We start from the raw sequence: 15,427 nt of genomic DNA on the forward strand, positions 1-15,427 counted from the left end.
TCTACGATTCTTCTGCTACCTTGGTATGGCCAAAGAACGCAAACCATAGATCATGCCTCGATACGTCGGTGAGTTCTCATGTTATTAACCATGATTGCTCTCACCGCGTTAGCTAATTCCTGCCACTCCTTCCAGCGCAGTGACTTTTTAACGGCTTCTCTTTCCAGCCTGCCCAGCTGAACTGATAAATTACTTACCAAGGCTGCTATCAGTATTTGGTCAGCATCTGAAAGAAGCTGCCATACGTTTGTATCGATAGCTTGTGGGCGGGCAAAACGCAGTTCTAACCGCAACCCGCGTCCGTCTTCACTCTCGACAAACCAATTGTCGATGACATCTCGCGCACTTTCCGGGAACTCCAGACGAGGGTTTTCTCCAAACCCTCCATTCTCGTCGACCGTTGCCAAGTTGTATTCAAGGCTATCCCAATGCTTCTCGCCGAGGCTCACATTGCTTAATGAAATACCGAGTGATCGGTAGTGTTCAGTTTGAATCGTGTTGGTCAATGTCACTTTGTCATAGCGTAAAGAGAGCGGCCAGTTATCCAGTCGCTCCACCAGCTTTGCCAACCCGTTCCCGAGTAAACTAGCGTTGACGTTTTTTGACACCGATGTGTCTGCACCTTTATCAAGAGCACTTGCCATTCTCTTGAGCAATTCTTTCAGCTTTTTCCAGTCGCTCGTTCCCAGTGAACTCAGCAGCCAGTTTGTGCCTTGGTATGGATGACCCTGAATAGGAGTGCAAGGAAAAACGTCTTTGTCGGTCAGGCTATAAGGCCAACTGATCCAGTTTGAATTTTGTTTGTCAGTTCGGTGAATAAAAACCTCCACGTTGTCATTAAGACAGCAGGTTTTCATTTTTATTAAAGGAATCAGCTCATCGCCTAGATAAGCGTTGTGGATGTGCCATTGAACGACTTCTGCTGAGCCTTCATCCTCTAGGCGTTCCACTTCTACACGTTCCACTTCCCAGTGGGTTGGAAACTTTTCCAATACGTTCCTGAGTCGACTCGATTGCTGGTTCAAAGCTTGCGTATTCAGTTCATCACGCTGCATCAGTCGCTCGTAGGCTTCCTGTGCTTCGTGAAGCTTTTCTAAAAGAAGCTGGTTTTCAGACAACACATCATTAAGCTGCTCGAGCTGTCTATGCTGCTGAAATGCATTTTCCTCTTTTTCTTCAGCGGTAACCCTTTTCAGCTCCGACCTGAATGCTTCCAGCCGCTGCAGGGTTGCTTCGATTTCTGAATCGATCAGCATGGTCATCTCTTTTCTTGACTGGTTTTTTTCAAAACCTGGGCCGCCTTGAGTGGATCTAAAGCCCGCACTGACTTCCGGGCCAGCGCCGCCATAAACAGAAGTGTTATTCATTTTTACGCCATTAATTCTTGAGATTCATTAAAAATGACAAATTATTAAAAACGTCTGGCCAGCCTTGGATAACTTTGATCCGTCCGCGGGCGGCGTTGATTACGCTATCCGATGCCTGTTTACAAACTAGAAATTCTGTTCCGATCACGTGGACGCCCTTATGGGGTTATCATTCTTGCTTCGCTATCCCTTGGCGGCATCGCCAACCCCCCATAAGGCCCACTCAAATAATCCAGACTCAGCGCCGGGTGGTAATACGGGTCGCTTTGGCCAGATTGGGACCAGCGTTCGATAAAGCCTTGCTGTTCCCGTTGACCACGGGCTCGCTTTTCCGGAGTCTGGTCTTTGCCGCGGCTGGCCGATTCGGCGTGGATGAGTTCGGCGAATGGCGTCCATATGATGTTCAAGCCTTGTTGTCGAATACGCAGGCACAGATCCACGTCATTGAAGGCCACTGGGAAAGCCTGTTCATCCAAGCCTTGCAGCGTATCGAAGACCGATTTGCGCAACAGCAGGCATGCCGCCGTAACTGCGCTTTGGCGTCTGGTGATCTGATTCATGCCCAGGTAGCCAGGGTCGCGTTGTTCCAGGTGGTTGCCAGTGTGCGCGGCCAGTCCGTTGACTCCTACCGCCACGCCGCCGTGCTGCACCATGCGGTTGGGCCACAGCAGTTTGGCTCCCACTGCGCCGACGTTCGGACGGAGCAGTTGGCTGACCATTTCCTTTAACCAGTCGGCCGCTATGATTTCGATGTCGTTGTTGACCAGCCCGATCAGTTCACCTGTGGCATGAGTGACTGCATAGTTATTGATCGCTGAGTAGTTGAATGGATGAGGGTAGGGCAGAACCTTCACGCCGCGCTCAGACAGCTGTTGCAGGTAAACCAGGGTTTGCGGGTCACTGGACTGGTTGTCGACAACGATGATTTCCAGGTCAGGATAATCAGTCGCGGTCAGCAGGCCTTCGATACAGGTGCGCAGCAACCCGAGTTGGTCGCGGGTTGGAACGATCAGGCTGACGCGCGGCAGGGTGGCCGGCAAGGGCCACTGCGTACGCAACAGCGTCGGGAAGTTCGGCAGTTGTGTGACGCTGGCACCTGGTGCGAGGCTTTCGCTCAGCCAGGCAATCGCTTGCAGGCGTTGCGCAGAAGGTTCGGCTTGCTCCGGGCTGGCGGCTGCTAGATGGCTGCGGTGATAAAGCACGTGCGGCAAATGTGCGACGACGGCCTGGCTGGTCTCGGTGGCCAAGGCGATGGCCGCGCTCAACTGGTGCCAATCAAGAGTTCGCTGGCCATCAGTGGCGGGTATCAGCGCCAGTGCCTTGTCGATGATCGCAGCGCCGAAGATCGCACCGGGGGTGAAGATATCGGCCCCCATAAACAGGTCGATATCCCATACCGGTTTCAACCACGGCAGGCTGCGCTCGCCTTGTGGACCATCGCGATCACAATCTGCATAACCCCAAGCACAGCCATCGTCGAGCAGAGCACTCAGGTGTTCCAGTGCGTGCATTTCCAAGTGATCGCCGGCCATCAGCGGGACCACTGCGTCGCAGCCTGCTTCAAGTAACTGCTTGAGTGCGGGCAGCAGGCCAGTGGCGTCTGCTTTGACCAACTGATGAGGCGCTGTTCGCTGGCTGTTCATGCTCGCGAGGCTGATGGCTTCGAGCTGGGTGTCGCCGTCACTGATCAACAGCAAACCGATCCTGCAGTGCTGCAGATGATCGTCTTTTGGCGCAGCAGGACGGAAGCGTTCAAACCACTCGGGGTAATGATGAAAGCCTGCACTTTTCGGCAGGCGCATTGCCTGGTCCGCTGCAATCCGGGTCAGCAATGCCAGATTTTGCTCGGTGGGTGCGCGCTCATGCTGCTTGAGCAGACCTTCCAGCCCGTCGTGCCAGCAGCACAGGGTTATCGGGCTGCCGGAAAGCGTATGGCCGAGGTCATTTTCGATGTCCAGCGTATGTGGCTTACCATCAGCGAGTTCCCAGGGCAGATCAAAACTGAAACCGTGATCGCTGCTGGCGCGATAGACCAGCGCCTGGTGATGAACATTGCAGGTAGCCTGGCCCAGTACCCGACTGCCCTCACGCACGGTGATTTGCACATGCCGCTGCGGTGCATCCGGGTCCCAAGACCAGCCGCCGAGCCGCAGGCCACCGCTGTGCCAGACCTGAGACGCGATGGGCGCCGGCTCTGCGCTGGGCGTGGTCGGTAATTGCAGGTCGCCCGCAAGCCAGCAGTCACTGTTGGCCACCCGGGCGCTGATGTGCTTTGCATTATCCAGCCAGCCTTGGCGTAGCTGTACACCAAAGCCATGGAATGGATCATCCGCACCGACACGGGGATGAAACTGGTCGGCCCGCACCAGTGAAACGCAGGCGCCGTCGACGTAGACCTCGACAACCAGGCGTTCATCCATGTGCAGGGTATCGAGCGCCCAGCCTTGCAGCACATCGCCATACAGGCCGGTGATGGCACCATTGAAGCGGTTATTGCCGGGGGGCTGAGCGGTCGGGTCGGAGTTAACCTGTGGGTGTTCTGAGATCATGTCCGACTCAATGAAGTAAGCAGTGTGTTGATCGGTAATGCTCCGGCTTCCTGGGCGAGCGGCCCTGGCATGGCGTACAGCGGCAGACCCAGTTCGACGGCCAGGTCCGCAGCGCGCCAGGATGCGCCTGGGCTGCGCTCCAGGCTCAATGCGGCGGTGCATCCGCCAAGCAGAATGCAGTCGGCCTGGCTCAAGCCTTGCGCAATGGGCAATGCATGAATTGCGCCAGTGGCGAGCAGGGGGGCGACCCATGGGCCGTCCTCTGCAACGAGCAGTACCAGAGATTGATTTTCGTGTGTGATGCGCCTGCCCAGTTCCAGCCACTGTTTGGCAATGTCAGGGTCTGAAAGGCGGTCGGCAATCAGCAGGGTGGTTTGCACGGAATCGCTGTTCGGCAGCGCTTGGGGGGCTGACCGGATTAGAATATCGGCCTGGGGCAGAGCGGCGGCGTAACGCTCGCGCAGGGCCTGCCACGGCAACTCGATGCTCTGCGCCTTGCGTGCGAAATGCGGCCAGTCGAAGCGGCTGTCTGGCGTGAGCAACGCGTCATCGCGGCAAACGATTCGGTAAGGTTTATTCAGTTGCTCGGCCAGTGCGCAGAGTGCTTCAGGGCAATTGGCGAGGTTCTGATAGATCAGCTCTTCCAATGGCAGGCTGCGCAGGTCGTGCAGCAGTTGCTCGGTGTCGGCAGGCAGTTCGTAATCAAGGCTGAATGCCAGCGGCAGCACGTTGGCCTGCAGCGTTGCCTGCGCATGCTGGCCCTTGTTCCGCCACGTGAGGCTTAAAGGCGCTTGCGATGCTGTGCTGTTGGCGATATGCAACTGCCGCAATGCCGGTGTCGACAACTGCTCGGGCAGTTGCACAAGGCGCGCGCGTTGCAGAGCCTCACGCGCATGCCTGATGGGATCGCGCAGGCAGAAGTTTTCATAGCGCGATGACGCGTCCGGGTAGCGACGCTTGAGGATGGCGTTATTGTGCGCCACCCGCAGCGCCTTTTCGGCGCCGAACGAAATCCCGCCCTTGTGCGCAACGAACACATTGGGCGCGCCCACATGACGCCAACCCAGGCCGCGTGCCCTCAGGCACCAGTCAGTTTCCTCACCATAACCGCGCAGCAGTTCGACTTCATCCAGATAACCCACACTGTCCAGAGCGCTGCGTTTGATGTACAGGCAAAAGCCGCAGCCGGTTTCGAGTTCCATGGCCGGGCTGCCAGTCATTCGCGCCAGATCGTCCAGGCGGGCCTGTTCTGCTGCGCTGGGCATCGGATGGCTGAAACGGCTTTCAGGAAAGCTCATCAACTCGCCGTTATTGGTGAACGGGGTGACCGAGGCGATGGTTTCGTCGGCATAGGCAGTCGTACGCAGCCGGTCCAGCCAGTCACCGTGCACACGGGTGTCGGCATTTAACCAGACCACATCCTGCTTCGGGCTCAAAGCCATCGCCCGGTTCATGCTGCGGATGAAGCCCAGGTTGATGGGGTTCTGCACCAGAGTAATTTTGCCCTTGCCCGCGAGAACCTTGAGGGCTTTGCGCAGCGCGGGGACCGGCGTTGCGTCTTCGATCACCACCAGACGATGAGGTGTGCGATTGCGTTTGCGCGCTTCCAGCGCACTGTTGATACACTCAAGGGTTTCTTCCAGCCCGTCGTAAACAGGGATGAGTACATCCACCGGCTGCTTGTCACCAACCTTCAACGCCGCAGGCGGAGCAATGAAAGTCGGCATTGCTGACAGCGGGCTGCCCAGCAGCGCAGTGCCGTTATCGAAGCGCACATGCACGGCAGGGGTGGCGTTGGGCACCTTGATGCGAATACCGCCGTGAGTCGCAGGCAATCCTGCCGCTGTCAGTAACGGGTGCGGGGCGCTGGCGACCATGCTGATCAAGTGACCGTTGGCTTCCAGTTGCAACGACACAGGCGTCTGCACATCGTGCACGTCGATGGCCCAGCCGTGGATCTCCTGCACATCAGGCAGGTAACGGACCACGCCCAGCGTGCCTGGCAATCCGGTCTGCGCAGCCAGCAGTTTGAGTACCAGAGTGAGTTCGTTGGCAGCGGTAATATCAGGGAGGTGCGCGAGAATGATGCGGCGTAAGTCTTCGGGTGTTTCCGACAGGCTGCGTGCCTGCCAGAGCATCATGCGTAGCGAAGCGTCGGCAGGCAGTTTTTGCCAGACATTGCTCATGTAACGGTTGGCCAGTAGCGGCTGACCCTGGGCAATGATGCTGCGCCCGAGCAGGGCGTGAATATCCGCACGCAGAGGAAAAGCATGCGCGGCGTTGAGCAAATAAATAAAAGCAAGCTTTGGGTCTTGCGGCAGGGCCTCGATACCTTTCCAGACCAGTGCTTCCGGACGGTATTCAGGGGTCTGCAGCGCACACTCGAGTGCCACGGTGGCAAGGTTGTGCTCATCGGCCTGGCGGTGGCGATGAAACATATCCATGAGCGTTTCTCGCCCACGGTCGAGGTGTCTGGACATAAGCTGGCGTGTTCACTTTAAAAATAAAAGAGGGGCGACCCGAAAGTCGCCCCTTTTTGCATACAACCCGGCCTTGCGGCCGGGCGTATTTGTTACAACGACGGGGCTAGTTACACCGCGCCGTGCAGCACGATAACGTTGTCGTTATGTGCTACTGCTTCCTGCGAACCAACGATGCCGATAGCGACGTCAGCGTGGGTGCCGCCGTTAGCCAGAACTTCAGTCCAGGTAGCTTTGCCGCCTGCATCCGAAGCGCGACCGGTAGCGGTCAGGTACAGATTGTCGATGAAATCGCTATCTGCCTTGGCAGCAGCTTCCTGCGAACCAACGATGCCCTGAGCCACTTCAGCACGGCTGGAGCCGTTGAACAGCTGCGATACCCAGTTGTCCAGGCCGCCTTGGTCAGCAGTACGGCCTAGCGCTGCGGTGTACAGGTCCCGAACGAAGTCACCGTTCGACTGATCGAACGTCTGAGCTTCTGCGGAACCAGCAATACCTGCAGCTACATCAGCCAAGGAACCGCCGCTAGCCAGCAAGGCCTGCCAGTTGGCCAGACCGCTGGAATCGGCACCGCCAGTGCGACCCAACAATTCGGTGTACAGGCTGTTGATAGGCGCAGCACTCGAATTGTCGGAGAACTCAGCGGAGTTCAGGAAGGTATTCGCGATTTCTGTCAACGAAACACCGGAGTTCGCAATACCCGCGAACGCCTGAGCGCCACCCAGATCTGCGTCACGGCCCAGAACGCCTTCATACAAACGCAATGCCGCAGCTTCAGTGTCGTTCTGTGCCAGAACAACAGTTTCAACAGCGCTGGTAGTAGTGTTGACGAAGGTCAGGAACTCAGCGCCAGTGATCGAGGCAGTTTGCGCGCCGGTCAGGTTGACGTTGAAGTTGTTGCCAGCGGTGAAGGTGTAGTCAGCAACCGAGCCGTCCAGCTGCACAACGTCGTAGCCTGCGCCTGCATTGACAACGTCTGCGTGGTTAACACCACTCAGAACGATGGTGTCGTTGCCGGTACCGGTGATGATGTTGTTGTTGCCAGCACCAGCGATAACAGTGTTGTTACCGTTGCCAGTGATGATGGTGTCGTTGCCTGCACCAGCGTCAATGAAGTTGTTCTGATCGCCATTAACGATGATCACGTCATCGCCCGAGCCAGTGGTCAGCAAGAACTGAGTGGTGGCGGAAGCATCAGCCGAAACAGCAACGCGAGCCAGCGACGAAACGTCGGCAGCAGCATCAGTAGCGATGGTCGGAGTGATGTTGACGCTCAGGTTAGCCTGGCTGTCCAGAATGATCGCCTTGGCAGCAGCTACTTCAGCGGTAACATTCAGGGTAACCAGGTCGCCGCGTGCGCCAGCGATAGTGCCAGTGATCACGTCGGTAGTACCGGTTTGGCCGGTAGGAATCTCAAGGCCGTTTACACCGTCCCAGCTAGCCAGGTTTACAGTGGAAGCGCTGTCCAGAGCCAGCAGAGTGCTGATTGCGGCAGTGGTGCTGTCGGTCAGGCTGGTAGCTGCCAAGAACGAGTTGAACTCAGTTGTAGTTACCGGGGCATCGTATTGCATGGGAAATTCCTGTTACTTCAAGCCATCTGGCCTGTGCTGCTAATTTTCTGCGTCAATGCAGAGTTTTCCCACGGAGACTTATAGCGGGCAGCGTTCATCTTCGTAGCGGGTGCGATGCAAATGTGTAACGCCACCAGGGGCTCTGTGCCGGTGGGGCCGTACATCATCTGGTTGGCGACAATGACCTGCGGCGCAGCGCCGCGAAAGACAAGGTGGCCAGACAATTCGTAAAAATGCCGATCGGGTCCGACCAGGCTGAAACCTGCTGAAACCAGAGGCAAAGACTTGCCACGGGTACCGGTGAAGGCTCCCGTAGCGACATTAGGGCTAGGGCCGGAGCCTGCAACGGTAGAGGTGTAAACCAGGTCCACGCCTGCCGGCTTGTCGTCCCACAGGATGGAAAATCCTTCAAGGCGACGGGTGCCGTCAGGTTCACCGGTCCAGCCTTCCGTAGACATCACATCACCTTCGCCTTGCAGATGTGCGACCAGCTTCAGCGCAACGGGCGTGAGAGTCGACGAGATTGCCGCGCTCGGTTCGGCAGTCGCAGCGATCGTGAAATTGCGCATGATGGCGGTAGACGTGTCGATTCGGTCGATGCGCAAGTCGATAGGGTCGATGACTGCGTCGAACATATGGTATTCGGTGATCAGAACCGTGGTGATACCACCCTTGACGCGAGCAACGATAGTATCGCCCAACCGGGTCAGCATGTTCTTGCTGACACCTTCGGCTGGAAAGAAATCAATAGAACCTTTACCCAGTGGGGCTTGCTGCAGTGCGATGCACACAGGCTTGTCCGCGGGTGGCTGCGAGGCATAACGGAATATGTACATTCCTGGCTCGAGCAGCGTCACGCGAGAGCTGATCTTTAATCCATCGAGTTCTGGAGACTGCACCCAACAAGCTTCCTTCTTATCCTGAGCGGCTAAACCGTCAATCCCGTTAGAGGTCTGACAATAAGCTGCTCGGGTACTGCTACATAGGGTTAATGGCCGTGTGCTAGCCAGACTGCGAGAGTAGTCCTTTGGTAGGAAAAGTCAATTTGAATCAGGTGAATTTTCGGCAGCTAATGTGTGGAATTTCTTACACTCATATTTCGCTCAAGAACGGCCCTGTTGGGGCGGTAGGTGGCCGAAAGCCATAGGCTTTTAGGCTTTGCTCACGTCCGGCCGGATTGATTCGGGATGTTTCTGCGCTCACGTGCAGGCTCACGTTGGTCCATGGGTAGGAAGTTGAAGTCAACAGGTGTTATTGTCCTACAAACCGCTGTAGTGGAAGTGTTTAATCGGTCAGGTTTTTAGCGGGACACGCCTAGCGGCCTCAGCCTTTTGCCCATAAAACTCTACCTAGGCCATATCCCTAGCTTCTTACCGCACTCATGCGTATATGACAGTTTTTGCATTGCACACTTTTATTTGCACTGTAAGATCAAAAAATAAACGTTCAAAGTTTGTGCAAGTATCTGGCGCCACGTGGGTGATGCGGACGAACCTTGACGTCCAGGAAACCTTCACTTGTATCTGGCTGCCTTTTGCGTATTTTGATGGCGCCATAATGCTGCGTTGCTTCAAAAGCAGGTGCTACACTGCCGCGCGTTCACCGATCTCTCATCAGTACGGATTCTATGAGTCGTTCACACGAAAATAATTTGCAGGTAGCCCTCAAGGCTTGCAGAGGCAGCTTTATCTCAGTCGGTTTCTTTAGTCTGTTCGTAAACGCCTTGATGCTGGTCCCTACGTTTTACATGATTCAGGTTTCCGGGCGGGTGGTGCCTAGCAGCAGTACCTCTACCCTGTTCATGCTGACTCTGATCATGACCGTGCTGATGTTGACCTTGGGGTCACTAGAATGGGTCCGATCGAGGATTCTCGTTCGTATCAGTAATCGGCTGGACATAATGCTTAGTAGGGATGTGTACCGGGCCAGCTTTAAGAAAGCGCTGAGCAGTGGTGGTATGGATGCATCCGCGCAATCACTTAACGATCTCACGGGATTGCGCCAATATCTGACAGGTAACGGCCTGTTTGCATTTTTCGACGCCCCTTGGTTGCCCATCTATACGGCCGTCATGTTCATGTTTCATCCTTGGTTCGGCTGGATGACAGTAGCCTGCGCGATTGTCCTGGTGATACTTGCCTACCTGAACAATCGCTATACCGGTAAGTCCTTGATCGAGGCCAATCAGCAAAGCGTGGCAGGAAATCTTCAGACGACCAAAAACCTGCGCAATGCCGAAGTCATCGAATCGATGGGTATGCTTGATACCTTAATGGCGCGCTGGGGCAAGCGCCAGCGCAGAGTCCTGGTGCTTCAGTCAGATGCCAGCGACAAAGGCGGCGTCATCACTTCGATTTCCAAGACCTTCAGAAACTGGTCTCAGTCATTCATGCTGGCGCTAGGTGCTTATCTGGTGATTACTCACCAGGTGAGCCCAGGTCTGATGATGGCGGGCTCTTTGCTCTTAGGGCGTGCGCTGTCGCCAATCGATCTGATGATCGGCAGTTGGAAAGGTTTTGTTGCTGCACGTGTGCAATATAGCCGCCTGAATGAAACCCTTGAAAAGCTGCATAACGAACCGGATCGTATGGCCCTACCTGATCCTGAAGGGCACATTCAGGTCGAGAATCTGGTGGTTACTCCCCCGGGAGCGAAAACACCGGTAATTCGTAATATAAGCTTTGTTGCGCCAGCAGGAACCGTCGTCGGTATCGTAGGACCGAGCGCGGCAGGCAAATCGACGCTGGTCAGGGCTCTACTGGGCATTTGGCCCGCACAGCACGGTACGGTGCGCCTGGACGGTGCCGACATCAGTGCCTGGGACAAGCAGAAGCTTGGCCCGCACCTGGGCTATCTGCCACAGGACATTGAACTGTTCGAGGGCAGCATCAGCGATAACATCGCCAGGTTTACCAAGGTCGACCCCGAGAAAGTGGTTCTGGCGGCGCGCACCGCGGGTGTGCATGAAATGATCCTGCAACTGCCCGACGGCTACGACACCGTGATCGGCAGTGATGGCGTCAACCTGTCCGGTGGGCAGCGGCAACGCATCGGTCTGGCCAGGGCTATCTACGGCAGCCCGCGGTTGATTGTGCTGGATGAGCCCAACTCCAATCTCGATGAAGTCGGCGAGCGCGCTCTGAGCGTGGCGCTGCAGCTGATCAAGGAGTCAGGTGCGACGGTATTCATCGTCTCTCACCGCCCGAATATTCTGTCGCGGCTTGACCGGGTAATGGTCATGAACGCCGGCACTATTACCTTGTACGGCGCGCGTGATCAGGTCATTGCCGAGCTGGCACAACAACAGGCGAAGGCGCAGCAGGCTCAGCAACGCGTGGCTCCTGCAGCCACCGGTGTCGGCCCTGCGCAACCTGGCGCGTGAAAGGAATTCATGAATGAGCATTAAGACAATATCCACGCTCGACACGCACTCGGATGATATGCCCACCTCTGACAGGGGTATTCGTCGGATAGGCGCAGTGATTGTGCTGGTCACTTTTGGCTTGTTCGGAACCTGGGCGGCATTCGCTCCATTGGAAAATGCCGTCTATGGTACTGGGTTGGTCACAGTGCAGAGCTATCGCAAAACGGTCCAGCACCTTGAAGGCGGTATCGTCAAGGAATTGCTTGCGAGAGATGGAGACACTGTACGAAAAGGTGATCCTTTAATTGTGCTGGATGACTCACAACTTCGTTCTCAATATGAGTCCACTCGCAACCAGTTGGTCTCTACTCAGGCCAGGGAGGCGCGACTGCGCGCTGAACGTGACGAGTTGAATACAATTCCGCCGTTGGCCGTCAGCGGTACAGACAGTCAGCGGGCCAAGGAAGCAATTGAAGGCGAAGAGCAAGTGTTCCGGGCCCGGAAAAACTCACGCCTCACCGAGATATCGGTACAACGCGAACGCATCGGGCAATTGAAGCAGCAGATCCTTGGCCTGCAAGACATGATTCGCACCAAGATCAGCCTTGAAAAATCCTACAGCAGTGAGATCACTGAGTTGAAGGATTTGCTGTCCCAGGGCTTTGTCGACAAGCAGCGCTTGCTTGAGCAGGAGCGCAAGCTGGACATGCTCAAGTCTGAGGTAGCCGATCACGAGTCCACGATCACCAAGACCAAGCTGCAGATCAGCGAGACCGAACTGCAGATCATTCAGTTGAACAAGAACTTCAGCTCTGATGTTGCGAAAGAGTTGAGCGACGTGCAGGCCAAGGTATTCGATTTGCAGGAGACTGCGACCGCGCTGCAGGACCGCCTGTCTCGCGTGGTCATTCGGGCTCCCGAAGACGGAATGGTACTGGATATGAAAGTTCATACCGTGGGCGGCGTAGTCAGCGCTGGTACGCCATTGCTGGATATCGTGCCGGAATCTGCCGAGCTTGTGGTAGAGGCTCATGTTTCAACCAACGATATTGATCGAGTCGCTGTGGGTCGACTAACTGACGTACGCTTCAGTGCGTTCAACAGTGCAACCACGCCGGTAATACAGGCCGTAGTCACTAGGGTTTCTGCTGACCGCCTGACGGATCCTGCTTCCGGTGACCCTTATTATCTCGTGCGTGTGAAGCTGACTGATGAGGGGTTGAAAAGGTTGGAAGGTCGTAAACTGCAACCTGGCATGCCTGCCGAAGTGCTCATTAATGCTGGTGAAAGGACGATGCTGGAATACCTGATGAAGCCGGCTCGTAACATGTTCGTTAAATCGATGATCGAGGAATGATCGTGCTGCGCTTCGTTCCTGTGTTCCTTTCCCTCGGGCTGGCCAGTGTTCAGGTTCATGCAGACCCTACGCAGCCCGCTGCACCCCAGGTCACCAGCGCTTCGGCATACTCCGTGGATCTGATGAAGCTGTATCGCGAGGCGCGTCTGGAAGACCCGCGCATGCTGTCTGCCTACCTGCGTGCCCAGTCGGCAGTCGACAGTGAGCGCGATGCGCTCGGCGGTCTGTTGCCGCAGGTGACTGCAAACGGCAGTTACAACCGGATCCTGCGCAAGGACGACACGCAGCGCGAGATCTATAACAACTCCAGCTATTCGCTCAACCTGACCCAGTACCTGTACAACAAGCAGGCCTGGGAAGCCTACCAGAAGGCCAAGAGCACGACGGAGCAGAAGGGGCATCAGGCCGAAGATGCCCAGGCTGAGGCCACGGTGGACCTGGCCAAGCGGTATTTCCAGGCGCTGTCTGCCGACGATGAACTCGAGCTGATCATGGCTGAGCGCCGGGCGACGCAAAAGAGCCTGGATCGGGTCAGTGCGATGTACGACAAGAAGATGGCCGTGGTCACTGATCTGCTGGATCTGAAGGCGCGTGTCGATTTGCTGGCCGCGCAGGAGGTTGATGCCCGCAACCAGATCAGACTCAGCCGTGCTGCGCTCTCTGAAATTGTCGGTCGGCCGATCACCGAGCCTTTGAGCCGGATCAGAAACGACATTGCGCTGCAGGCGCCGTCCAAATCGATGGACACCTGGGTGGCCCAGGCCATCGACAGCAACCCGTTGCTCAAGGCGCGTGAAAGCAGCCTTGACGTCGCCAATGCAGCGGTACGTGAAGGCAAAGGTGGGCATTACCCGACCCTGACTTTTACCCTGGGCGCCCAGCAAAGTGACGTTGGCTACGACAACACCCTGTCACCGCGCAGCGACAGCTATGTGGCGACAATCGGCGTGCGCGTGCCGATTTACAGCGGCGGCTCGACCTCTGCGCGGGTGCGTGGGCTTTACAACGAGCAGTTGGCTACCGAGCAGGATGTGGAAAGCGTGCGCCGTCAGGTGGTCAAGGAAACCACCAACGCCTACCTGACGGCGTTTTCCAGTGTCGAGAAGATCCGCGCCAACAAGAACGCGCTGGGATCGGCAGAGCAATCGAGTATTGCGGCGCAGAAAGCCTTTTCCTATGGCGTCGTGAACGCGGTCGATGTGCTGACCAGCGTGCAGAACGAGTTCAAGGCGCGGCGCGACCTGCTCAAGGCGCAATACGACTTCATCACCAACCTGTTCATCCTCAATCGATGGGCAGGCCGCCCGCCACAGGAGAGCGTCGACAGCGTCAATGTCTGGCTGGGTGGTACCAATCCGGCAGTCGAGAAGGCTGCGGACTCAGCCTTGAAAAAGACGCCCTGATCGCACCCGCGGCGCGCTTCAGGGCTGTTGCCTGGCGGCTCTTCTAGCGACGAGCCGCGAGCACCATGCGGTAGATATCCAGCGTGTTCTGCGCACAGGCATCCCAACTGAAGTGACGCGCACGTGCCAGCCCCGACTGGGCCTTGCGCTCACGCTCTTCAGGCTGTTCCAGTACGGCGAGCATCGCGGCACTGATGCTCTGCGCATCGTGTGGGTCGACAGCCCATGCTGCATCGCCTGTCACTTCCGGCAGTGAAGAATTATTGGATGCGATCAGCGGGCACTGTGCCGCGAATGCCTCGATGGCCGGCAGGCCGAACCCTTCATACAGCGAAGCAAACACCAGCGCTTCGGCACTTTGCAGCAGCGCCAGCACCTCATTCTGTGGCAGGTAACTTAGCCAACGGCCTTCGCCACGTTGCTGCAACGCCTCAAGCTGCGGTAGCAGTTCTTCGTTGCTCCAACCGTCACGACCGACAATTACCAACGGATGCTCTTTACGTACCTGTGCGGGCAGTTGCTGGAAGGCTTCCAGCACGCGCTGCAGGTTCTTGCGAGGCTGCAGGGTGCCAACTACCAGAAAGAAGCCGGGTTTGAGGCTATAGGCGTCCAGCACCCTGTTGCGCTCGGCGCCGCCGATGCGCTCGAAATACACAGGGTCCACGCCTAGGGGCGTGACGCTGATGCGCTCTGGCGCGATGCCCAGGTGACGAATCATGTCCTGCTTGCTGTATTCGGAGATGGTGATGATGTGATCGGCACGTTCGATGCTGGTGGTGAACAGCCAGCTTTTCAGGCGCTTGAGGTCTTGCTTGATCCATTCCGGGTGCAGCACCGGAATCATGTCCATGATCGTAGCGACGACAGGTACGCCTTTGATCCGCGGAATATGGTGATCCGTGGCATGGAACAGTTGTACGTCTTTGGCGATGCTTGCCGAGCTACCCAATGGCAGTTTGAGGACGCCACTGAGCACGGCATGAATACGGTAGTCGCTGGACAACTGTTGCGGCTGACCACAGGCCAGGACTGGCAGTTGCTTGCCGAAAGCGTAAGGTTTGACGTGGATATCTTCAGCCTGACTCAGCTTGGTCAGGCTGTGCCAAAGCGCCCTGGAATATATGCCGATACCGTCCAGATGGCCGGCACGTTCGCCTTTCGCCCAGACCGTACAACTTAAGCCTATATCCATGTTCTGTCGTTCTCAATGTCGATCAATTACATTACTTCTCAATGGTGTACCAAGGCAGCGTATTACGCTTGCGTGTGGCGGATATGCGGAATCGGGCGCGGAATCGGGCGCGAAGACTAACATGCGGCGGCCTGGCTCGCACGG

General features: G+C 56.6%; 9 protein-coding genes. 3 read left to right on the top strand and 6 right to left on the bottom strand.

Translation table 11 applies throughout. The annotated features are described in order from the left end of the window. Positions 1 to 50: 50 nt before the first annotated feature. The 5 genes from P406_RS13030 to P406_RS13050 all read right to left on the bottom strand — a co-directional run bounded on the left by P406_RS13030 (position 51) and on the right by P406_RS13050 (position 8,803). Positions 51 to 1,367: a hypothetical protein gene (locus tag P406_RS13030; protein WP_156174830.1), complete on the bottom strand. Its 1,317-nt coding sequence runs from the start codon at positions 1,365 to 1,367 to the stop codon at positions 51 to 53. A 158-nt stretch (positions 1,368 to 1,525) separates the two neighbouring features. Next, positions 1,526 to 3,916 carry a glycosyltransferase family 2 protein gene (locus P406_RS13035; protein ID WP_046236405.1) on the bottom strand — a complete coding sequence of 797 codons (2,391 nt, stop codon included), beginning with the start codon at positions 3,914 to 3,916 and terminating at the stop codon, positions 1,526 to 1,528. Then, on the bottom strand, positions 3,913 to 6,360 hold the full coding sequence (locus P406_RS13040; RefSeq protein ID WP_046236406.1) for a glycosyltransferase family 2 protein: 2,448 nt from the start codon (positions 6,358 to 6,360) through the stop codon (positions 3,913 to 3,915). Before P406_RS13040 ends, P406_RS13035 begins: the two co-directional genes overlap by 4 nt. A gap of 146 nt (positions 6,361 to 6,506) precedes the next feature. Next, positions 6,507 to 7,967 carry a DUF4214 domain-containing protein gene (locus tag P406_RS13045; RefSeq protein ID WP_046236407.1) on the bottom strand — a complete coding sequence of 487 codons (1,461 nt, stop codon included), beginning with the start codon at positions 7,965 to 7,967 and terminating at the stop codon, positions 6,507 to 6,509. Positions 7,968 to 7,984: 17 nt separating this feature from the next. Continuing rightward, on the bottom strand, positions 7,985 to 8,803 hold the full coding sequence (locus P406_RS13050; RefSeq protein WP_010424838.1) for a hypothetical protein: 819 nt from the start codon (positions 8,801 to 8,803) through the stop codon (positions 7,985 to 7,987). 791 nt (positions 8,804 to 9,594) lie between these two features. On the opposite strand from P406_RS13050, the gene P406_RS13055 reads away from it, so the two are divergent. From P406_RS13055 to P406_RS13065, 3 genes are read left to right on the top strand one after another with little or no spacing between them, the layout of a single operon-like run. After that, positions 9,595 to 11,349, top strand: coding sequence for a type I secretion system permease/ATPase (locus P406_RS13055; RefSeq protein WP_046236408.1), 1,755 nt, complete (start codon positions 9,595 to 9,597; stop codon positions 11,347 to 11,349). A 13-nt stretch (positions 11,350 to 11,362) separates the two neighbouring features. After that, on the top strand, positions 11,363 to 12,688 hold the full coding sequence (locus tag P406_RS13060) for an HlyD family type I secretion periplasmic adaptor subunit (protein WP_032658927.1): 1,326 nt from the start codon (positions 11,363 to 11,365) through the stop codon (positions 12,686 to 12,688). Then, positions 12,685 to 14,091 (top strand): TolC family outer membrane protein, encoded by a 1,407-nt coding sequence (locus P406_RS13065; RefSeq protein ID WP_046236409.1) that lies wholly within the window; start codon positions 12,685 to 12,687, stop codon positions 14,089 to 14,091. The genes P406_RS13060 and P406_RS13065 overlap by 4 nt, the downstream gene beginning before the upstream one ends. Positions 14,092 to 14,134: 43 nt before the next feature. On the opposite strand, the gene P406_RS13070 is transcribed toward P406_RS13065, so the two are convergent. Next, positions 14,135 to 15,283, bottom strand: a complete 1,149-nt coding sequence (locus tag P406_RS13070) for a glycosyltransferase family 4 protein (protein WP_046236410.1) — start codon at positions 15,281 to 15,283, stop codon at positions 14,135 to 14,137. Positions 15,284 to 15,427 lie beyond the last annotated feature (144 nt).

It is taken from the genome of Pseudomonas syringae pv. coryli str. NCPPB 4273 (genome assembly GCF_000972175.1).
In the GTDB taxonomy this organism is placed as follows: Bacteria; Pseudomonadota; Gammaproteobacteria; order Pseudomonadales; family Pseudomonadaceae; genus Aquipseudomonas; species Aquipseudomonas syringae.